Source organism: Rhodococcus sp. 15-2388-1-1a, assembly GCF_002259145.1.
In the GTDB taxonomy this organism is placed as follows: domain Bacteria; phylum Actinomycetota; class Actinomycetes; order Mycobacteriales; family Mycobacteriaceae; genus Rhodococcoides.
Window position 1 is genome coordinate 295,158 of sequence record NZ_NPFP01000046.1, and the last position, 21,069, is coordinate 316,226.

21 protein-coding genes are annotated in these 21,069 nt (G+C 65.8%); 13 read left to right on the forward strand and 8 right to left on the reverse strand.

Translation table 11 applies throughout. From position 1 onward, the window contains the following. Window positions 1-7: 7 nt before the first annotated feature. From CH302_RS26315 to CH302_RS26325, 3 genes are read right to left on the reverse strand one after another with little or no spacing between them, the layout of a single operon-like run. Window positions 8-1,975: an acyl-CoA dehydrogenase family protein gene (locus CH302_RS26315; protein WP_037186992.1), complete on the reverse strand. Its 1,968-nt coding sequence runs from the start codon at window positions 1,973-1,975 to the stop codon at window positions 8-10. A 43-nt stretch (window positions 1,976-2,018) separates the two neighbouring features. Continuing rightward, window positions 2,019-2,225 (reverse strand): hypothetical protein, encoded by a 207-nt coding sequence (locus CH302_RS26320; protein ID WP_037186995.1) that lies wholly within the window; start codon window positions 2,223-2,225, stop codon window positions 2,019-2,021. Between the two features lie 46 nt (window positions 2,226-2,271). Beyond that, a complete protein-coding gene (locus tag CH302_RS26325; protein WP_052047281.1) occupies window positions 2,272-3,615 on the reverse strand; it encodes a serine hydrolase in 1,344 nt (447 codons plus the stop codon). A gap of 84 nt (window positions 3,616-3,699) precedes the next feature. Between CH302_RS26325 and CH302_RS26330 the strand changes: the two genes are divergently transcribed. The 4 genes from CH302_RS26330 to CH302_RS26345 are packed head-to-tail and all read left to right on the forward strand — an operon-like array spanning window position 3,700 to window position 7,460. After that, a complete protein-coding gene (locus CH302_RS26330; protein ID WP_371828410.1) occupies window positions 3,700-4,974 on the forward strand; it encodes an adenosylmethionine--8-amino-7-oxononanoate transaminase in 1,275 nt (424 codons plus the stop codon). Between the two features lie 24 nt (window positions 4,975-4,998). After that, a complete protein-coding gene (locus tag CH302_RS26335) occupies window positions 4,999-6,132 on the forward strand; it encodes an 8-amino-7-oxononanoate synthase (protein ID WP_037186997.1) in 1,134 nt (377 codons plus the stop codon). Then, window positions 6,129-6,818, forward strand: a complete 690-nt coding sequence (bioD, locus tag CH302_RS26340; RefSeq protein ID WP_037187000.1) for a dethiobiotin synthase — start codon at window positions 6,129-6,131, stop codon at window positions 6,816-6,818. The genes CH302_RS26335 and bioD overlap by 4 nt, the downstream gene beginning before the upstream one ends. A 54-nt stretch (window positions 6,819-6,872) precedes the next feature. Beyond that, entirely contained in the window at window positions 6,873-7,460 is a 588-nt protein-coding gene (locus CH302_RS26345) for a hypothetical protein (protein WP_052047282.1), read from the forward strand. Here the strand turns inward: CH302_RS26345 and CH302_RS26350 are convergent. After that, window positions 7,457-7,963: a pyridoxamine 5'-phosphate oxidase family protein gene (locus CH302_RS26350; protein WP_037187003.1), complete on the reverse strand. Its 507-nt coding sequence runs from the start codon at window positions 7,961-7,963 to the stop codon at window positions 7,457-7,459. The two genes, CH302_RS26345 and CH302_RS26350, sit on opposite strands and share 4 nt — an antisense overlap. 117 nt (window positions 7,964-8,080) lie before the next feature. On the opposite strand from CH302_RS26350, the gene hemL reads away from it, so the two are divergent. The 7 genes from hemL to CH302_RS30750 all read left to right on the forward strand — a co-directional run bounded on the left by hemL (window position 8,081) and on the right by CH302_RS30750 (window position 16,089). Next, window positions 8,081-9,400: a glutamate-1-semialdehyde 2,1-aminomutase gene (hemL, locus tag CH302_RS26355; protein ID WP_037187006.1), complete on the forward strand. Its 1,320-nt coding sequence runs from the start codon at window positions 8,081-8,083 to the stop codon at window positions 9,398-9,400. 53 nt (window positions 9,401-9,453) lie between these two features. Continuing rightward, entirely contained in the window at window positions 9,454-10,116 is a 663-nt protein-coding gene (locus CH302_RS26360; RefSeq protein WP_037187009.1) for a histidine phosphatase family protein, read from the forward strand. Further along, window positions 10,109-10,705 (forward strand): TlpA disulfide reductase family protein, encoded by a 597-nt coding sequence (locus CH302_RS26365; protein ID WP_037187012.1) that lies wholly within the window; start codon window positions 10,109-10,111, stop codon window positions 10,703-10,705. Before CH302_RS26360 ends, CH302_RS26365 begins: the two co-directional genes overlap by 8 nt. A gap of 8 nt (window positions 10,706-10,713) precedes the next feature. Next, on the forward strand, window positions 10,714-11,523 hold the full coding sequence (locus CH302_RS26370; RefSeq protein WP_037188672.1) for a cytochrome c biogenesis CcdA family protein: 810 nt from the start codon (window positions 10,714-10,716) through the stop codon (window positions 11,521-11,523). After that, the gene (gene resB, locus CH302_RS26375; RefSeq protein WP_037187015.1) at window positions 11,520-13,139 is read left to right on the forward strand and encodes a cytochrome c biogenesis protein ResB; all 1,620 of its coding nucleotides are present in this window, start codon (window positions 11,520-11,522) and stop codon (window positions 13,137-13,139) included. The genes CH302_RS26370 and resB overlap by 4 nt, the downstream gene beginning before the upstream one ends. Before the next feature lie 3 nt (window positions 13,140-13,142). Beyond that, window positions 13,143-14,108 (forward strand): c-type cytochrome biogenesis protein CcsB, encoded by a 966-nt coding sequence (ccsB, locus tag CH302_RS26380; RefSeq protein WP_037187018.1) that lies wholly within the window; start codon window positions 13,143-13,145, stop codon window positions 14,106-14,108. A 604-nt stretch (window positions 14,109-14,712) separates the two neighbouring features. Further along, a complete protein-coding gene (locus tag CH302_RS30750) occupies window positions 14,713-16,089 on the forward strand; it encodes a MinD/ParA family ATP-binding protein (RefSeq protein WP_441347080.1) in 1,377 nt (458 codons plus the stop codon). Window positions 16,090-16,102: 13 nt separating this feature from the next. On the opposite strand, the gene CH302_RS26390 is transcribed toward CH302_RS30750, so the two are convergent. Next, window positions 16,103-16,300, reverse strand: a complete 198-nt coding sequence (locus CH302_RS26390) for a hypothetical protein (RefSeq protein ID WP_032393904.1) — start codon at window positions 16,298-16,300, stop codon at window positions 16,103-16,105. A 136-nt stretch (window positions 16,301-16,436) separates the two neighbouring features. Further along, complete coding sequence (locus CH302_RS26395; RefSeq protein WP_037187021.1) at window positions 16,437-16,652, reverse strand: BldC family transcriptional regulator; 216 nt, start codon at window positions 16,650-16,652, stop codon at window positions 16,437-16,439. Window positions 16,653-16,850: 198 nt separating this feature from the next. Between CH302_RS26395 and CH302_RS26400 the strand changes: the two genes are divergently transcribed. Beyond that, window positions 16,851-17,204 (forward strand): DUF4229 domain-containing protein, encoded by a 354-nt coding sequence (locus CH302_RS26400; protein WP_082323524.1) that lies wholly within the window; start codon window positions 16,851-16,853, stop codon window positions 17,202-17,204. Then, window positions 17,201-18,283, forward strand: coding sequence for a PLP-dependent cysteine synthase family protein (locus CH302_RS26405; RefSeq protein ID WP_037187023.1), 1,083 nt, complete (start codon window positions 17,201-17,203; stop codon window positions 18,281-18,283). Before CH302_RS26400 ends, CH302_RS26405 begins: the two co-directional genes overlap by 4 nt. A 6-nt stretch (window positions 18,284-18,289) precedes the next feature. Here the strand turns inward: CH302_RS26405 and CH302_RS26410 are convergent, their stop codons facing one another. Together CH302_RS26410 and pepN are read right to left on the reverse strand one after the other, a co-directional pair. Further along, entirely contained in the window at window positions 18,290-18,601 is a 312-nt protein-coding gene (locus tag CH302_RS26410) for a hypothetical protein (RefSeq protein ID WP_037188675.1), read from the reverse strand. Between the two features lie 5 nt (window positions 18,602-18,606). Next, window positions 18,607-21,066 carry an aminopeptidase N gene (gene pepN / locus CH302_RS26415; protein WP_037187025.1) on the reverse strand — a complete coding sequence of 820 codons (2,460 nt, stop codon included), beginning with the start codon at window positions 21,064-21,066 and terminating at the stop codon, window positions 18,607-18,609. Window positions 21,067-21,069: the final 3 nt, after the last annotated feature.

Genomic DNA, 21,069 nt, shown 5'->3' on the forward strand with positions numbered 1-21,069 from the left:
CTACGCGTCAGTGCGCGTGGCTGGGGTTCGAGGCCGGCTCTTCCTCGCTACCCGCACCGGGCTCGCCGAGCATCGCGGCACCGACCAAAGCGTCGGGAATTCCGAAGCCGTCGACGAGCAGTTCGGCGTGCGGACGCAGGGTGCGGCACCGTTCGTTGATGGCGCGCGTGACGGCCTTGGATCGCTCGGTGGACAGGTAGCGGTGCTCGATGAACCAGGCCTTGTCCGCCTCGATCACCGACAGCGCGTACAGGTCGCAGACCTCGTCGAGCAGATCCTTGGTGGCGGGATCCTCACACGATTCGATACCGGCGATGAACGCCTCGAAGATGATGCGGTCGATATGCGCGCTCGCGGCATGGAGCACGTGATCCTGCACCGCGTTGAACGCCTCGAACGGGCTGGTCTCCTTGGACTTGGACTGCAGCCGGCGTGCGACGGTGGAGAGCAGGTACTCCTCGCGATCCTCGAACATCTTGACCTGGGTGCCGCGGTTGAACAGCGACCCCTCCTCCTCGTTGTCCTGACGTCGATCGAGGATGGTCTGCATGATCGCTTGGGCCGCAGTGCGTTTGACGACGCGGTCGCCCACCATGTCGGCGGCGAACTTGACCCATTCGACCGGGCTCATGGACTTGACGTCGTCCGCGTACGCGGTGAGCAGCTCCTTGGCGACCAGCTGCGTGAGCACGTGATTGTCGCCCTCGAACGTGGTGAACACATCGGTGTCGGCCTTGAGGGAGATCAATCGGTTCTCGGCGAGATAGCCTGCGCCGCCGCATGCTTCGCGGGCTTCCTGGATCGCGGCGGTCGCATGCCAGGTGTTCGCGGCCTTGAGGCCTGCCGCCCTGGACTCGAGTTCGCGCTGCTCCTCGGCGTCGGGGTTGTCCGCGGTCTGCAGCTCGTGCATCTTCGACACGAGCTCGTTCTGTGCGAACTGCAGGGCGTAGGACTTGGCGATGAGCGGGAACAATCGACGCTGATGCACCAGGTAGTCCATGATCAGGACCTCCTGATCGGAATCGGGTGCGGCGAACTGCCTGCGCTGCAACGCATATCGCGTCGCGATGTCGAGGGCGACGCGGGCGGCTGCGGCGGCACTGCCGCCGACCGTGACGCGGCCGCGGATCAACGTGCCGAGCATCGTGAAGAACCGTCGAGACTTGTTCTCGATGGGGGAGGAGTACGTACCGTCGTCGGACACGTCGGCGTATTTGTTGAGCAGGTTGTCGCGCGGGATGCGGACGTGATCGAACATGAGGCGGCCGTTGTCGACGCCGGGTAGACCACCCTTGTACTGGCAGTCCGAGGTGGTGACACCGGGCAGATCGTCACCGTTCTCGTCGCGGAGCGGAACGAAGAAGCAGTGCACGCCGTGACCCTCGGGCTCCTCGCCCGGGCCTGCGGTGATGAGCTGTGCGAACACGGCGGCGACGGTCGCGGTTTCGGCGGCACCGCCGATGTAGTCCTTGCGCGAGGACGGCGTCGGAGAATTGATGACGAACTCGTCCGTCTTCGGGTCGTACGTGGCCGTGGTCTCGAGCGACTGCACGTCGCTGCCGTGTCCGGTCTCGGTCATGGCGAAGCAGCCGAGCAGATCGAGGCTGATGATCTTGGGGACGTAGGCCTCGTGGTGGCGTTCGGTGCCGAGGTTCTCGATGGCACCGCCGAACAGACCCCATTGGACGCCGGCCTTGACCATCAGCGACAGGTCGCTCATCGCGAGCATCTCGATCATCGTCACCGCTGCGCCGACGTCGCCGGTGCCGCCGTGTTCCTTCTTGAAGCCGTTGTCGGCCGCACCGGCAGCGGCGAGCAACTTGAGCTGCTCCATTGCCTTCGTGCGGGCGATGACGGTGTTCGGCGTGTAGTGCGGACGGAACTCGTCGCGTGCAAGTTGCTGACGCGCCTGGTTCTTCACATCTCGCCAGCGGCCGTCCAGAGTGTTCCGAAGGTGATCCGTTGTGGTTGCCATACTCGACGGTAACCTTTAGCCGCCGCGCGTGAGGGCCGGAAAGTCAGACCGGCCAGACGAATTCTCTGAACACCGCTCTGCAGTTGCGCCAGAAGCCCGTTTTCGCGTACGGACCGTCGTGGAACAGCGACGCACAGTTGTCCTCCAGAGCCCTGTTCACCAGGGGGCTGAAGTCGGTGAATTCGCTGACCAGGAACTCCTTGAAGCCCGACGGCCAGGCGTGCTGGGCTGGTTCGTGTTGTGCCTCCACGACCGCGAGTGTAATGCAGCAGTAACATCGATGTTACAAATCACACCTATTTCAGGAGCGCGAACGCCTCCTGAGCAACGAGGAACGCGTAGCTGGACGGGATCAGATCGATCGCTCCGTCGGCCTGGAATTGTTCGGTGACGATCCAGTCCTGACCGGACGCATCGGTGGCCAGGAACGCGCCCGCCAGATCGCCGGGCGCGCTGCCACCCTTGAACCCCGAATACGGCCACAGCGCCGCGTCGAGCTGGATGCCCGGGGTGATCGCCAGGATGCGACGGTTCTCCTCGGCCGCATCACTCGTCGCCAGGTAACCCATCGCGGCACAGACGTCCTGCGCGTTGGCGAACCACTCGACCCCGTCGGCCGACGCCGGGTTGTCGAGGAAGTTCTCGAAGTCGATCTCGAGCGGCCTCGCGTCCGCCTGCTCGAGCAGTTCGGCCCGGGAGTCGGGGTCTGCGCCCGACCACTCGGCTCGCATGTTCGGATCGCCGAATCCGATGACGAAGAACTGCCGAGTGTCCATCATCGGTGTCATCACCGACGGATCGTGATGCCCCATGACCCCGAGCTGGCGTTCGACCCGCTCGCGGCCGAGGCGATCCATCAGCAGATCCGTCGCGGTGTTGTCGGACAACGAGATCATCTTCTCGGCCACGTCGCGGACCGACACCTTCGTGCCGTCGGGCAGATTCTGCAGTTCGCCGGACGGCGCGCTCTTGGTCTCGTCACGAATGGTGAGCTGTTCGTCCCACCGGACGGTGCCTGCCTCGATCTCGTCGGTGAGTGCGCCGAGGACGTACAGCTTGAACACCGACCCGAGTGGAAGCACCGAGTCCGCGTTGGTGGAGTAGATCGACTCGCAGTCACCGCCGTTGAGCCGTGACGCGCTGTAGGAGTAGTTCGGAGCCACCTTCGACAGTGCCGCGTCCAGATCGTCGAACGACGAGACCGTGGGAGTGTCCGGCCGGGCCAGGAAGCCGTCGAGCTTGCCGTCGGCATCGATCGACGTCGTGATCGTGGCCGGGATGCCCGCGGTGGTGAAGTGCAGAATGCCGGAGTTCGGACCGGCCTCGAAGCTCGTCGCCACGTTCGGCGCGCCGCCGCGCAACTGTTCGAGTGGGGTGGCGAGCCCGCCCAGCGGTGCGACGGCCTCGGCCAGCTCGGGGCCGGTGACTGCCTCGACCTCGGCAGGGTCGGGTGCGTTCTCGGCGTTGATCCACCGCAGGATGCGTTCGTTGAGTGCGCCCACGGGAGTGGAGGTGTCGACGGCGAAGTCAGGAGCGGTCGTGGTGGGTACGGGCGCTGCGGACGTGCCCCCGCAGGCGGTCAGCGTCAGAGTTGCGGCCACGACCACCCCTACGAGTCTCGTCACGGTGCGCGTCGTCATGCTGCGATGCTAGTGGATTCGGACATTTCGCCACCCGTCCAGTCTCGGTACGGCCGGTCGGGTGCTGTGGCAGTGTGCTCTGGCGTGCTGACTTCCGAAGACGTCCGTCGAATCGACTCCGATCATCTCTGGCACCCCTACAGTCGGTTTCCGGCGGGTGCGACGCCGCTGGTGGTCGACAGTGCGTCGGGAGTGCGGCTGACGTTGGCCGACGGCAGGCAACTCATCGACGGGATGAGCTCGTGGTGGGCGGCGGTGCACGGCTACCGGCATCCGGTGCTCGACGCCGCCGCGCACGATCAGCTGGGCCGGATGAGCCACGTCATGTTCGGCGGACTGACACACGCTCCGGCGGCCCGGTTGGCCGAGTTGTTGGTCGACATCACCCCCGCGGGGCTCGACAAGGTGTTCCTCGCCGATTCCGGATCGGTCTCGGTGGAGGTCGCGGTGAAGATGGCGTTGCAGTACTGGCGCGGACGCGGCGAGAACGGTCGCACTCGTCTGCTGACCTGGCGCGGCGGGTACCACGGAGACACGTTCGCTCCGATGAGCGTGTGCGATCCGGACGGCGGGATGCACACGCTGTGGACCGATGTGCTCGCGAAGCAGGTGTTCGCTGCGGCTCCGCCCACGGAGTTCGACGCCGGCTACGTCGCCGAATTCGAGCGGGTACTCCGCGAGCACGCGAGCGAACTGGCGGCGATCATCGTCGAGCCGATCGTCCAGGGGGCGGGCGGGATGCGGTTCCACGACGCGCGCTATCTCGCGGAACTGCGCCGCCTGGCCGACGAATACGGCGTGCTGCTGATCTTCGACGAGATCGCAACCGGGTTCGGTCGGACCGGAGAGTTGTTCGCCGCCGACCACGCCGGAGTCGCGCCCGACATCATGTGCATCGGCAAGGCGTTGACCGGCGGATATCTGACCTTGGCGGCGACGCTGTGCACCACCGAGGTGGCCGAGACGGTCTCGGGCGGTGAGGCCGGGGGCCTGATGCACGGACCGACGTTCATGGGTAATCCGCTGGCGTGCGCGATCGCGGTGGCGTCGGTGGAATTGCTGCTCTCGCGCGACTGGCGCGCCGAGGTCGCAGCTCTGGCATCGGGGCTGGCCGACGGCCTCGCACCGGCCCGGTCTCTGCCGGGAGTCGCCGACGTTCGCGTTCTCGGCGGCATCGGCGTGGTCGAGATGCGCAGTCCGGTGGACATGGCACGGGCCACGGCAGCCGCCGTCGACGCAGGGGTGTGGCTGCGGCCGTTCGGCCGTCTGGTGTACGCGATGCCGCCGTTCATCTGCACCGGCGCGGAGGTGGCTGCCATCGCAGAAGCGCTGGTGGCGGTGGCGCGCGACGATACTTGAACAGCGTTCAAGTATGGTGCTGCCATGACCGCTCTGGATTGGCTCGACGCCACCGCGCACGCCCGACGTGAAGCCGGCCTCGAGCGCATCGTGATCCCCCGCACGGCCGAGGACACGATCCTCGATCTGGCGTCGAACGATTACCTCGGCCTGTCCAGGCACCCGGCCGTGATCGACGGAGCCTGCGCTGCTGCGCGCCGATGGGGTGCCGGATCCACGGGATCGCGGCTGGTCACCGGTACCACGACGGCACACGAGCGCCTCGAGGACGATCTCGCCGAGTTCGTCGGAGCCGAGGCCGGACTGGTGTTCTCGTCCGGCTACACCGCCAACCTCGGGATCGTGACGGCACTGGCGGGCCGAGACGCGCTGGTGATCTCCGACGCTGCGTCGCACGCCTCGCTCATCGACGCCTGTCGCCTGTCTCGGGCGCGAGTGGCCGTCGCTCGGCACTGCGACACCGACCACGTGGACGAGCTGTTGCGCGAGCGTCCCGAACAGCGGGCCCTCGTGGTGACCGACTCGGTCTTCAGCGCCGACGGCGATCTCGCGCCACTGGCCGAGCTGTACGCGGTGTGTCGGAGACGGAACGCGGTGCTCGTCGTCGACGAGGCACACGGATTGGGCGTACGCGGGGACGGTGGACGGGGAGCCGTCCACGAAGCAGGCCTCGCCGGGGCACCCGACCTGGTGATCACCGCAACGTTGTCCAAGGCACTCGGGTCGCAGGGTGGAGTGGTTCTCGGGCCGGCCGCGGTTCGCACTCAGGTGCTGCACGGTGCGCGCACGTTCGTGTTCGACACCGGCCTCGCGCCTGCATCCGTCGGCGCGGCATCGGCCGCGCTGACAGTGCTGCGAGACGAACCCGATCGTGTGGCTGCAATCGGTGCTCGGGCAACACAACTGGCCACTGCAGCAGGAGTGGAACCGACCGCATCGGCAGTGGTTCCGGTGGTCCTGGGCGACGCGCAGCGTGCGGTGCGCGCGGCGGGGGACTGCCTCGAGCTCGGCGTCCGCGTCGGATGCTTCCGGCCACCGTCGGTTCCCCCGAACGCATCTCGGCTGCGATTGACAGCGCGCGCCGATCTCACCGACTCCGATGTCGACCGTGCCGCGTCGGTCCTCGCGGCGGTGTTGAATGCGGCGGTTCTGCGGTGACGGTTCTGCTCGTGACCGGAACGTCGACCGGCGTCGGCAAGACCGTGATCACCGCAGCACTCGCGGCGGCAGCACGGGCAGGCGGACGGACCGTCGCGGTGTGCAAGCCGGCGCAGACCGGCGTCGGAGGTGACTACTCCGATGAGGCCGATATCGATGTGGTGCAACGCCTTTCGGGCGTTCGAGGAGTGGAGCTGGCGCGGTACCCCGAGCCGCTGGCTCCGGATGTCGCTGCCCGCCGATCGGGTCGGCCGATGCTCGAACTCGACGCTGTGGTCGACACTGTGCGCGCGCTCGACGCGGCCCACGACCTCGTGCTGGTCGAAGGCGCGGGCGGAGTGGCGGTGCGCCTGGGTGTCGAAGGGTTCACCGTGCTCGACATCGCCGGTGCCGTCGGCGCATCGATGCTGGTCGTGGCAGGGGCGGAGCTGGGAACGCTCAATCACAGCGCGCTGACCGTCGCAGCTGTGCGTGCAGCGGGCGTGACGTGTGCCGGCCTGGTCATCGGGTCGTGGCCGACCGAACCGAGTTTGGCGGCGCGGGTCAACCTGGAGGAGTTGCCACTCGTGACGGGCGTCGAGTTGATCGCATCGGTGCCCGGCGGTGCAGGCGCGTTGGACGAGAAGGAATTCGGTGCGCTCGCCCGCACGATCTTCGGCGAGTTTACTGATTCGTTACTCGGGTAACCGACGAGGAACGTCTGCCGCTTCGGCATTCGAAACAGATCGGGAGTTCCAATTATGAGTACCGCAGTGTGGATCATCGTTGCAGTAGTCGCCGTAGTGTTGATTGTTGCCGTCGCCTTGATCGTGGCGCGCAAAGGCAAGGAACGAAAGAGGCTGGAAGCGAACGACATTCGCGAGAAGGCAGCCGATCAAGCGGCCATCGTAGAGGAGCGTGAGCTGCTGGCTCGCGAAAGTGAGGCCAAGGCGCGTCGTGCGCAGGCCGAGGCCGACGTCAAAGCCGCCGAGGCGGAGAAGCTTGCGCAGCAGGCACAGTCTCATCAGGGTGTTGCCGCGTCGTCCCGCGACGAGGTCGACTCGCAGTTCGAGCGCGCGAATCGGATCGACCCGGACGTCAAGAACGGCCGGAACATGTCGAACGACCGCAACGTGCGAGATGACCGGCACGTCGCAGATGACCGGGACATCGTCGGCGACCGCAATGTGACAGGCGATCGGAACGTCGTGGGCGACCGCAATGCAACAGATGGCCGGGACATCGCCGGCGACCGCAATGTGACGGACGACCGCCACGTCACAGGCCACCGGAACGTCGTGGGCGATCCGGACGTGCCCCCGACAGCACCCCGGCACGAGCGGAACTAGTCGGTCGAATTGTGCGGTAGCTCGAGCTCGACGACCGCGTGTTCGCCGATATTCGGCCGCTCGTTGGTGATCTTGGCCTTGGCGTAGGCCATCAGGTTGGAGACCTTCGATCCGGGGGTCGACCAGTACTCCGCACCTTCGGCAGCCACGTGTATCAGTGCCACCTCACGAGAATCGGGGTTCTTCTCGAACCACGTGGCCGCCCGGGTGTTCCACAGTTCCTCGGCCTTCGTCCGGTTCTCGACGACGGCCGCGGTGCCGGACAGGGACACCCAGCCTTCGCCGGACTGAAACGAGACGTTGACCGTCGGATTCGCCGCGATGTCGGCCACCTTGCGGGAGTCGTGTGCGGCGAAGAACCACAGGTCGCCGTCGAACTCGGCTTCCTGCAGCGCCATCGGACGAGAGATGAGGTGGCCGTCTCGGCCGACGGTGGTGAACATGCAGAGTCCGGCTTCGGACATCAGTTCGGCGACTGTGGTGACGCCATCGGTGTTTGTCATCGAAAGTAAATACCCGAGGCGGGGGCGTTCAATCGCCGAAACCAGGTCCCCTCCCTGTTTCGTCGATTATTACGCCCTGTAGTTGGTGATTTCGCCGAACCTGGGACACTGGAAGACGTGACTGTTTCCCCCGGCGACGACGCCCCCGTATCGGCCCAGCTGTTCGCCCGCGCAAGTGCTGTGATCCCCGGCGGCGTCAACTCGCCGGTACGCGCATTCGCGTCGGTCGGCGGAACGCCTCGCTTCATCACGCAGGCCAGCGGATACACCATGACCGACGCCGACGGAAAGTCGTACGTCGACCTCATCTCGTCCTGGGGTCCGATGATCCATGGGCACGCCCATCCGGCCATCGTCGAGGCCGTCCAGAAAGCAGCGGCAACGGGTCTGTCGTTCGGTGCACCCACCGAGCGAGAAATCGAGCTCGCCGAGGAAATCGTGCGCCGCGTCGGCCCCGTCGACCAGGTTCGTCTTGTGAATTCGGGCACAGAGGCCACCATGAGCGCAGTGCGCCTGGCCCGCGGCTTCACCGGCCGCACCAAGATCCTCAAGTTCTCCGGCTGCTACCACGGCCACGTCGACGCCCTACTGGCCGACGCAGGCTCGGGACTGGCCACCTTCGGGCTGCCGACCTCGCCCGGCGTCACCGGCGCACAGGCGTCGGACACCATCGTCGTTCCCTACAACGACCTCGCCGCCGTCTCCGCAGCCTTCGAGGCCAATCCCGGCCAGATCGCGTGCATCATCACCGAAGCAGCCGCAGGCAACATGGGAGCGATTGCGCCGGTCGCCGGCTTCAACGAGGGGCTGCGCCGCCTCGCGACCGAGCAGGGCGCGCTGCTGATCATGGACGAGGTGATGACCGGATTCCGCGTCAGCGCAGCCGGTTGGTACGGCATCGACGGTGTCGCGGGCGACCTCTACACCTTCGGCAAGGTGATGTCCGGCGGTCTGCCTGCCGCCGCATTCGGCGGTCGAGCGGACGTGATGGCCTACCTGGCGCCGGCCGGGCCGGTGTACCAGGCAGGCACGCTCAGCGGTAACCCCGTCGCCGTCGCCGCCGGATTGACAAGCCTGCAACTGGCCGACGCAGCCGTCTACGAGAAGCTGCAGACCAACTCGCAGCGACTCGGAACACTGCTCGGCGACGCCCTCACGGCCGAAGGCGTCACCCATCAGGTGCAGTTCGCGGGCACTATGGTGAGTGTGTTCTTCTCCGATGGTCCCGTCACCGATTACGCGCAGGCCAAGGCCGCGCAGACGTGGCGATACCCGGCGTTCTTCCACGCTTTCCTCTCGCGCGGCGTGTACCCGCCGCCGAGCGCATTCGAGGCCTGGTTCGTCTCCGCTGCCCTCGACGACCGAGCCTTCGAGATCATCGCCGACGCAGCCCCCGCCGCCGCGAAAGCAGCGGCCGCCGCCACGGCTCCGCTGTGACGTCTACACAGAACTGATTTCCCCACCCGACCAACGAGAAACAGGACCCCGACGTGACCGAGGCCCCCGCAGCACATCCGCACTCGACGACGCGCACCATCGTGCACGTCCTCCGACACGGCGAGGTGCACAACCCCAAGGGCATCCTGTACGGGCGGTTGCCGGGCTTCAAGCTGTCGGTGACCGGCCAGGCTCAGGCCAAGTCGGTGGCGAACGCGCTCGCCGGCCACGACATCACCCACGTCGTGGCATCGCCGCTCCTGCGCGCGCAGGAGACCGCCGGACCCATCGCCGCGGCTCACGGCCTGACGATCGCCGAGGACGAGAACCTCATCGAGGCAGGCAACGAATTCGAGGGGCTGCGCGTGGCCGTCGGCGACGGAGCACTGCGCCGACCACGGCACTGGTGGAAGCTACGCGACCCGTTCACCCCGTCCTGGGGCGAGCCGTACCTGCAGATCGCACACCGCATGCTCGCCGCCGTCAACGCGGCCCGCGTCGAAGCCGTCGGGCACGAGGCCGTCTGCGTCAGCCACCAGCTGCCGGTGTGGACACTGCGCCGATTCCTGCAGGGTGACCGGCTCTGGCACGACCCGCGCAATCGTCAGTGCGGGCTCGCGTCACTGACCTCGTTGGTCTACGAGGGGGACCAGCTCGTCGACCTCGTCTACTCCGAGCCCGCGGGAGCATCCGATCCGAGGATCTCCGGTGCGTAGATTTTTCCTCGCCGTCTGTGCAGCGTCTGCGATCGCTCTTGTCGCAGGCTGCTCGACCGGCACCGACGCAGTGGCGCAGGGTGGCACCTTCCAGTTCGTCTCACCCGGCGGCAAGACCGACATCTTCTACGAGCCCGACGAGCGCGGCACCATCGGCGAACTGTCCGGGCCGGATCTGATGACCGAGGGCAAGACGACCTCGTTGTCCGACTACGACGGTGACGTCGTCGTCCTCAACGTCTGGGGCCAGTGGTGCGGTCCGTGCCGCGGTGAGGCCGACGACCTCGAAGATGTCTACGAGGCCACCAAGTCCCTGGGCGTCGAATTCCTCGGCATCAACGTGCGCGACGAGTCGCAGACCGCCGCGCAGGACTTCGTCGTCAGCAACAACGTGAGCTACTCGTCGATCTACGACCCGCCGATGCGCACCCTGAACGCGCTCGGCGGCGTCCCGACCTCGGTCATCCCGACCACCGTTGTACTCGACCGGCAGCATCGCGTCGCGGCAGTGTTCCTGCGTGAGCTGCTCGCCGAGGACCTGCAACCCGTCGTCGAGCGCGTGGCAGCCGAGGAGCCAGTGCAGCCGTGACCGAGACGATGTATCTCGCCGGGATAGGCGCGAGTTTCCAGGAAGCCGCGGCCTCCGGGCCGCTGATCCTGGCCCTCGGTGCCTGCGTCCTGGCCGGGCTCGTCTCCTTCGCATCACCGTGCGTCGTTCCACTGGTGCCGGGTTACCTGTCTTACCTCGCCGGAGTCGTCGGAGCCGACGCCCCGGCCGTCAGCGCCGACGAGGCAGCGGTGAAGACGAAAGTGCGCAGCGGCCGGTTGCGCGTGGCCGGAGCGGCAGGACTGTTCGTACTCGGATTCACCGTCGTGTTCGTCCTCGCCACCGCGTCGGTGTTCGGAGCGATCTCCGTCCTGGCGATCAACCGCGAACTGCTCATGCGGATCGGTGGCGTCGTCACCATCGCCATGGGTCTGGTGTTCGTCGGACTGATCCCGGCCCTGCAGCGCGACGTGCGCTTCGAGCCGAAGCAGATCGGCTCGTTGGCCGGAGCGCCGCTGCTCGGCGGCGTGTTCGCACTCGGATGGACTCCGTGCCTGGGGCCGACGCTCGCGGGCGTCATCTCACTCGCCGCAGGGACCGACGGCACGACGGCAGCGCGAGGTGTCGTCCTCATCGTGGCCTACTGCCTCGGCCTCGGCTTACCGTTCGTGATCCTCGCGTTCGGTTCGGTCAGCGCGCTGCGAGGCGTCGGCTGGCTACGTACACACGCACGACAGATACAGGTGTTCGGCGGAATCATGTTGATAGCGGTAGGAATTGCACTGGTCACCGGTGCCTGGGATCAATTCGTCGGCTGGGTGCGCGACGCCTTCGTCTCCGATGTGGTGTTGCCGATATGACCGCCGACACCGAAGAGCGCACCGAAGCGTCGCCGCCCCACAAGCAATCGATGCTGGGCAGGGGAGTGGCCCTGGTCCGCAACACCTGGCGTGGCCTGACCAGCATGCGCACCGCGCTGGTGCTGCTGTTCCTGCTGGCCTTCGCCGCGGTGCCCGGTGCCCTGGTGCCGCAGCGCAGCCTCAACGCGGGCAAGGTCGACGAATACATCGCCAACCGCCCGACCCTCGGCCCGATCATGGACAAGCTGGAACTGTTCGACGTCTTCGGTAGCTTCTGGTTCACCGCGATCTACGCGCTGTTGTTCATCTCGCTGATCGGCTGCATCCTGCCGCGCTGCATCGAGCACGCGAAGCAACTGCGCACCAAGCCCGTTCGCGCGCCCCGCAACCTCTCGCGCCTGCCGCACCACACCCGCTACGACGTCGACGGAACGCCGGAGGAGATCGCCGCACAGGTGCGCACTCAGTTGCGCGGCTGGCGCGTCGCCCAGCGAACCGAAGACGGCGGAGCAGTGACGCTGTCGGCGGAGAAGGGCTATGTCCGTGAACTCGGCAACCTCGTCTTCCACCTCTCGCTCGTCGGACTGCTCGCCGCCATCGCCATGGGCAAGCTGCTCGGCTACGAGGGCAACCGCATCGTCATCGCCGACGACGGCCCAGGCTTCTGCACCTCGACCCCGGCGAACTACGACTCGTTCCGCGCAGGCAACCTCGTCGACGGCACCGACCTCGAACCACTGTGCGTGCGCGTCAAGGACTTCACGGCCGACTACCTCGACAACGGCCAGGCCGAGATGTTCACCTCCAACATCGAGTACCAGGCAGGTCAGGACCTGACCGACAACGTCTGGCGCGACGACCAACTTCAGGTCAACCACCCACTGCGTGTAGCAGGGGACCGCGTCTACCTGCAGGGCCACGGCTACGCACCGACCTTCACCGTGACGTTCCCCAACGGCGAAACCCGCACCGACACCATCCAATGGCAGCCGACGGACGCCACGACGTTCCTCTCCAGCGGAGTGCTGCGCGTCGACCCGCCCGGCGGCCTCTACACCGACCCCCTGGACCGCCGGAAGAACCAGATCGCCATCGAAGGGCTGTTCGCGCCGACGGCGTCGTTCCACGGCAGTCTGCTGTCGTCGAGCTTCCCCGCCATGAACGACCCAGCCGTCGCCATCGACATCTACAAGGGTGACACCGGACTCGACACCGGACTGCCGCAGTCCATCTTCTCGCTCGACCAGGAAATGATCGCCCAGGGACGCCTCGTCAAACAGGACCGCGTCAACCTGATGCCGGGAGAATCCGCGACGCTGAGCGACGGCACCGTCGTCACGTTCGACGGAGCGAAGGAATTCGTCAACCTTCAGGTCTCGCACGACCCCGCGCAGACCTGGGTGCTCGTCTTCGCACTCACGATGATGGGCGGACTGCTCGTCTCACTGGTGATCAAGCGTCGCAGAATCTGGGTCCGACTCACGGCCGACGCCCAGGCACGACGTACTGTAGTAGACCTCGGCGGACTTGCACGCACCGATCAGGCGGGGTGGGGCGAAGAGTTCGACCGCCTGTGCACCCGCCTGCTCGGCGACACCTCGAAACAGGAGAACTGACCGATGCCGATCAACGAGACCCTCTCGCAGTACAGCGACTGGTCCTTCGAATCAGCGTTCACCATCTACGTGCTCGCATTCGTCCTGCTCATCGCCCAGTACGCCTCCGCCAAGGCGACGGCCGTCCAGGCCAAGGAACTCGTCGGCGCCGGTGCCCCCGTTGCCGACAGCCGACCGGGACGCGTCGTGGAAACGCCGAAGCGACCGCTCTCCGATCGACTCGCAGGCATGGGCTTCGCACTGCTCGCCCCGGCCCTCGCACTGCACATCGCCTCGGTGGTGCTCCGCGGCTTCGCCACCCACCGCTTCCCGCTCGGCAACATGTACGAGTTCGTCACCATGGCCACCGCAGCCGCGGCCCTCACCTCGGTGGTCGCGCTGCGCAAGAAGACGATGCGCCCGATGCTCGTATTCGTCCTCGCACCGATCATCGTGCTGATGTTCTTCGCCGCCACCAAGCTCTATGCCGACGCCGCTCCGGTCGTCCCCGCGCTGCGCTCCTACTGGCTGCCCATCCACGTCACCATCGTCAGCGTCGGCAGCGGCATTCTGCTGGTCTCCGGCGTCGCCTCCCTGCTGTTCCTGCTGCGCATCAAGCAGCCCCTCGGTGAGGAAAGCCTGGGATTCTGGGGCAAGTTCGCCTCCAAGCTGCCCGACGCCCAAGCCCTCGACCGACTCGCCTACAAGACGACCATCGTCGCCTTCCCGCTCTTCGGAGCCGGCGTCATCCTCGGCGCAATCTGGGCCGAAGCCGCATGGGGACGTTTCTGGGGCTGGGATCCCAAAGAGACGATGTCGTTCATCACCTGGATCATCTACGCCGCCTACCTGCACGCCCGCGCCACCTCCGGATGGCGCAACACCCGCGCCGCCTGGATCAACATCGCAGGATTCACCGCCATGCTCTTCAACCTCTTCATCATCAACATGGTGGTCTCGGGACTGCACAGCTACGCGGGACTGAACTGACCTTCTCCTCGTTCACAGGCTCCACTCCTGAATCTTCGGGTCGTTCCGCAGGCTCCACTCTGGCCTGCCAGCTGGTAGCGTCCGATCCGGCTCGATGGGGGACACATCCGAGCACGGATCTTCGATGTGGGACGCGAACTGGGGGGAATCGGTCATGGCCGATCGGCACGAGAACAACTGGCAACCCGTCCGGCCACTGGACGACGACGCCCCCGAAGAACACGTGCCCCTGCCGGCGACACCTCCCGTTCGATCCGATCTGGCGGCCGGCGCAACCGCCGCCGTAGCCGAGCCGGAGGCCAAGGCCGCGGCGCAGCGAGAGCCATTTCGATCGACCCCCATCACCATGCCGCCCGAAAGCATCGACAACCCGCCCGTATCGCAGCCCGAGCCCGCGCCGACACCGCCGCCGGTTCCTGCACCGAGGGCCGCCGAATCCGCTGCCCAACCGAAGGACGGGTCTGCACCGGCGAAGGATGCCGCGGTCGCCGCGACCCCGGCCGAGGTGGACAAGACCGCAACGGCAACACCGTCGACGCCCGTGGCACCGCCGAAGACCCCCGTGAAACCAATTCCTGCACCCTCACCGCCCGAAGCCGGGCAGATCCCGAGCCCGCCCGTCGTATCGGGACCGCCCCCGCCCCAGGTCCCGGTGTCTCAGAACCCGGTGTCTCAGAACCATTGGGCTCCACAGAATTTCGGTGGGTCGCAGAATTTCGGTGGGTCGCAGATTTCGGGTGGGGCGCAGAATTTGGGTGGGGCGCAGAACAATTGGGTACCGCAGAACCCGCATGGGCAGTTCGCGCCGGAGGGGCAATGGAATCCCCAGAATCAGTGGAACGCCCAGAATCAGTGGAACGCCCAGAATCAGTGGGGGCCTCAGCCCGGTCAGTGGCCGCAACCGCAGAATCAGCATCAGACACATCCGAGCCAGCCTCAGCCGCTTGGGCGTGGCCCGGGCGACGCGTTGATGGTCGCGCCAGGAGCGATGCCGGCCGTTGACCCGAGTCGGACGGGTGAGCACCTGGTCCCGCAGCAGGTGTCCTCGCTCGATCTCGGCAGTTCGTTGCTCGTCCGATCAGGGAATGCGCCGCCGGTGTCGGGGTGGCGTCGGGCGCTGTATTCGATGTCCCGCGGTCGTCTGGATGTGGGTAACAGTGCCACCCAGCAGCGACGGCTGGCTTTGACCGCGCAGGTGGATCGGCCCCTTGCCGGGTGTTATCGCGTCGCGGTGCTGTCGCTGAAGGGGGGTGTCGGTAAGACCACGACGACGGCCACACTCGGCTCGACGTTCGCCGAGATTCGAGGTGATCGGGTGATCGCTATCGATGCCAACCCCGATCGTGGAACGCTGGGGCAGAAGGTACCGCCCGAGACGACCGCCACCGTTCGTAACCTGTTGCGCGACATACAGTCTCTGGACCGCTACAGCGACGTCCGGGCCTACACGTCGCAGAATGTGCATCGGCTGGAAGTACTGGCATCCGATTCGGATCCGGCGGCTTCGGAGGCGTTCAGCGGTGAGGATTACGATCGCGCCGCGTCGCTGTTGGAGAAGTTCTACAGCATCGTCATCACGGACTGCGGCACCGGTCTGATGCACTCTGCCATGGAGAGCATTCTCCAGGGAACCGACACTCTGGTGGTGGTCAGCTCGGCCTCGGTGGACGGCGTACGGAGTGCATCGGCAACGTTGGATTGGCTGGATGCGCACGGCTACCGCGAACTGGTCGCCAAATCGGTTGCGGTGGTCAACGGGGTTCGGCCGAGAGCCGGAAAAGTGGATCTGCACAAAGTTGTCGAACACTTTGAGCAGCGGTGCGCTCGAGTGCGGACGATCCCATTCGACCCGCATCTCGAGGAGGGGGCGGAAATCGAACTCGATCGTCTTCGTGGTCGCACACGAAAGGCACTGTTGGAAGTCGCGGCGGCGGTAGCGGCAGGATTCCCCGACGCGCCCACCGCTTCCCACCGCAACTGAGAACTACCGGACCTTACTCACTGGGTTCGGTACCGGCCTCGGTCCCGTCTTTCCCTCCGCGGCGAGCTTCACGGTTGATTCGCCACAGAAAATCGGGATCGTCATCGGGTCCGACAGTGCGGGTCGGTGGAGCCTGGGTGCTGGGTCCGAATGCCTTCCAGAACAGCACGATCACTGCCACCAAGCCGATCAACGCCAATAGATAGATCACGACGCACCTCCTACTACGAGGGTAGCCGTGATGCAACGGCCCCCGCACCCGTCGAGCGTCGAAGATTCCTGAGAATGTTCGATGAGTTCGTCAGGGTGCGGCTACCGCGGGCGGTGTGCTCTCCGTGTCTTGCGAATCAGTGGTGTGCGCCGGCTTCCGTAGTCAGAGAGGTCAGCAGTTGCATGACCTCGGTCTCACGGAATCGACGGTGCCCGCCCGGAGTGCGGAGCGATCCGAGGCGGCCGGCGTGTGCCCAGCGTGTCACCGTCTTGGGATCGACGTGAAAAAGCGCGGCTACCTGACCCGGCGTGAGAAGTGAGTCCTGAGCCTTGTGGAATGTGGGTGCGCTCATCTGTCGTGTCCTCCTACGATTCGGTTCGGCGCATATGCGTCGAACCGGAGATATCGGTCTGCTGCGTTCGATCCCCATGGTTGCACTCGAACCCCTAGGTACTCGACTGATACAAGGTTGGTAAAGGGGAGGTAATGGACAAATCGGTCATGCCGGGGGTGGGTCGGAGTGCCGGCCGAGCCCGGTAGATTGGGACCCGTGAGTGACGCGACGAATGCCGACAGCAACGATCCGACCAGCGAAAATGTCGCGCCAGGTAGGTCGGCGAAGAAGTCTCTCGCCGTCAACCTCGGTGTCTACACCTTCGCGCGACTGGCGCTCGTCATCGTGATCGCCGCCGTCATCGTCGGCGTCGGTTTACTCTTCGGCGTCGAAGTTCCGGTACTCGTGGCCGCGATTTTCTCGGTGCTGATCTCGCTGCCACTGTCGCTGCTCTTGTTCAAGAACATGCGCATCCGCGTGAACGAATCCATCGCAGCCGTCGACGAGGACAGGCGCGCCGCCCGCGCGGACCTGCAGTCGAAGCTGCGCGGTGAAGACGGCAAGAAATGACCAGGTCGGTCGATCACTCCGGATCACGGGCATGGGTCGACAACGCGGTCCGGTTGATCGAGGCCGATTCCCAGCGCAGCGCCGACACGCACCTGCTGCGATACCCCCTCCCCGCAGCCTGGGGAATCTCGCTGTACCTCAAGGACGAGTCGACGCACATCACCGGCAGCCTGAAGCATCGGCTGGCTCGGTCGCTCTTTCTGTACGCAATCTGCAACGGCTGGGTCACCGAACGCACCACGGTGATCGAGGCATCGTCGGGCTCCACTGCCGTCAGTGAAGCGTATTTCGCCGGACTGCTCGGACTGAAGTTCGTCGCCGTGATGCCACGGAGCACCAGCCCGGCCAAGGTCGCACTCATCGAGTCCCATGGCGGAAGGTGTCACTTCGTCGATCGGCCCGGCGAGATGTACACCGAGGCGCATCGACTCGCGGCCGAGCCCGACAGCCATTACATGGACCAGTTCACGCACGCCGAACGGGCCACCGACTGGCGCGGAAACAACAACATCGCGGAGTCCATCTTCGACCAACTTCGGCTCGAGGAATGCCCCATTCCCGACTGGGTGGTCGTCGGTGCGGGGACCGGAGGAACCAGCGCCACCATCGGCCGCTACATCCGATATCGCAGGCATGCAACGCAGTTGGCAGTGGTGGACCCCGAGAATTCGGCGTTCATCGGCGGCTACGAGTCCGGGGACGCGGGCTACGAGACAGGACTGTCCTCCCGGATCGAGGGCATCGGCCGACCGCGCGTGGAACCCTCGTTCGTCGGCCAGGTGATCGATCGCATGATCGCAGTGCCCGACGCCGCCTCCGTGGCCGCCGCACGATTCACCTCGGACGCACTCGGCAAACGAGTGGGCGGATCGACGGGCACCAACATCTGGGGTGCCTTCGGATTGATCGCGGAGATGATCGCCGCAGGCCGCAGTGGCAGTGTGGTGACGCTGCTGTGCGACGGCGGAGATCGGTATTCGCAGACCTACTTCGACGACACCTGGGTCTCGAACCAGGGGATGGATCTCGACGAACCGACCGCAGCCCTCGAACAGTTCATTCGTACCGGGGTGCTCTGAGGCGAGCTACTTGCTCACCGCCATCGATGCCGCCGCAGTTGCAGCGGACACCGCCCCGACCGCCGGCCAGGCACCGATCTTCTTGGCCAGCGGGTGCGAAGCACCGAACGCAACGAGGTAGGTCCCGAGCAGCACACCGGCGCGGGTCGAACCGGAAGACTTCTGCCACCGAGTCGTACAGGCCACGCCGACGGCTGCCAGAACCGCTCCGCCGAGCTGACGATTCTGCGACTTCCGGGCAACGGCGAAGCCGCCGAGCAGACCTCCGGCAGCGAGTGCGGACGTGGCAAGTGAGCGACGAGAGTCGGTGGTGAGCATGGTCATCACCATAGCCGCGCCTGCACCCGCAGGCTCCTCGCCAAGTGGTCTCGTTGCTCGATCACCAAGCGCCGCAGGGCCGCCGGTGCCCATTCGTGCTCGGCGATCCAGCTGTCCGCGGCCTCCGTCGACGACTGCTGCGGGAACAGGCGGACGACGATTCGCCTGGCGATCTCGATGCTGCGCGAGGTCCACAACGAGGAGATGGACTCGAAGTACCGGTTGTCGTAAGGCTGGGTCAGGTCCGGTCGGTGCCCCGCTCCGAAGCCGGTGATGAAGGCGTCGAGAACATCGTTGGACGCATCGTCGCGCTCGGTGATCGCAGTCCACGCCCTCGCTTTGACCTCGGCATCGGGTATCGCCGTCGCCGCTGCGGTGTGCGCGGTACGTCCCGACGAGGTGTCGTCGGAGGCCAGCTCTGCGTCGAGCTCGGCCGAGGTCGCGTTCCCTGTTGCGGCCAGGGCCAACCAGAACGACCAGCGCTGGTCGGGATCGAGACGTAGGCCCGACACCGTAGCCGTGCCGTCGAGAAGTGCGCGCAAGTCGGCTGCGCGGGAGCCGTCGAGTTGGGCTGCGGCCGCAGTGGCTCGCGCCCACACCAACTGGGTATCGCTCCCAGGCTCGCTCGCGTGCAGTTGCGTCCACGACGCCTCGAGCCACTGCCGGATCGGTTCGGCCCGTCGGTCCTTCGGGAGGTAGTGCTTGAGGGTGTACGCCACGTTCGCCGTGACCGCTGACAGCAGGCCGATCTTGGGTTCGTTCGGTGCGAATTGGGTTGCAATGTCGATGTATTCGAGTGCAGACAGCTCGGCGTCACGGGTGGAGTTCCACAGCGCCGACCACACCAGGCCTCGGGCGAGAGGATCGACGATGCGATCGAGGTGGTTCCGCACGGTGGTAGTCGAGCGCTCGTCGAATCGGATCTTGGCGTACGTCAGGTCGTCGTCGTTGAGTAGAACCAGCGCGGCATCGGGAAAGTCGACCGGCGTTCGTGCCTCGGTGATGTCGAGCTCTCGACGGTCGGTTCTCGTCAGATTCCCGGCCTCGTCGAGGTCGTAGAGCCCGACGGCAATTCGGTGAGGCCGCGGATCTGTCTGCTCGACGGCATCGCCGGTGTAACTGAGCGTGGAGACACCGGTGGTCTGCAGCCATGCTGCAGCCCAGGTGTCGAGGTCGCGTCCGCTCGCGGTGGACATGTCGCTCAGCAGATCGGTCAGTGTGGTGTTCCCGAAAGCATGGGTGCGGAAGTAGGTGCGGGACGCTGCGAAGAAGGCGTCTGCACCCACGAACGCCCCGAGTTGTTTGAGGACACTCGCCCCCTTGGCGTAGGTGATGCCGTCGAAGTTGAGCTTCGCGGCCTCGAGGTCGGTGATGTCCGCGACGATCGGGTGGGTGGTCGGGAGCTGATCCTGCAGGTACGCCCACGCTTTCCGCCGATTGGCGAAGCTGACCCAGGCATCGGTGAATCGGGTGGCCTCGGCCGACGCGTACGCACCCATGAAGTCCGCGAAGGATTCCTTGAGCCACAGGTCATCCCACCACTGCATCGTGACGAGGTCGCCGAACCACATGTGCGCCATCTCGTGGAGAATCGTGTTTGCGCGGGCTTCGTACTGAGCTTCGGTTGCCGCAGAACGGAATACGTACGATTCGGTGAACGTGACGAGGCCGGGATTCTCCATCGCGCCGAGGTTGTACTCGGGAACGAAGATCTGGTCGTACTTTCCGAACGGGTACGGGTAGTCGAACTTGTCGTGGAAGAAGTCGAGGCCCCGCTTCGTGGTGTCGAAGATGTCCTCGGCGTCGAAGTACTCGGAGAGAGACGCGCGGCAATAGGCTCCGAGGGGGACGGTGAGTTCGCCTCGCGTCCAGGACGATTGGATGCGGTGATACGGACCGGCCGCAACTGCGGTGATGTAGGTCGATATCGGCAGGGTCGGCGCGAATGTGGTGACCGTGTCGGCGGTGGTTCCCTCGCGGTTCGACAGCACGGTCCACGTCGGTGGAGCCGTGACCGTCAGAGTGAATGGGGCTTTGAGGTCCGGTTGCTCGAAGTTCGCGAACACCCGGCGTGCATCGGCCGGTTCGTACTGCGTGTAGAGGTAGACGTTGTCGTCGACGGGATCGACGAACCGATGTAGTCCTTCACCCGACCGGCTGTACCGTCCCTGCGCACGAATCCGGACGATGTTGTGCTCGGCGAGCCCGACCAGTTGAATCCGTGAGCCGTCGTAATCGACCGCCGTGTCGATGCCGTTCACGGTGACTTCGTCGACTGCTGCACCGATGAAATCCACCCATGTCGCAGCCGTGGTCGCGTCGAATTCGATGGTTGTCACGGTCTCGAAGGTGTCGAGGTCCGCATCCTCTGCGCGTAGAAGATCCAGGTGAACGCGGTAATTCACCCCGCTGATGTGGCGCGATCGCCTACGAGTTTCGGTCCGGGTCAGATTCGCGGTGCTCACCGA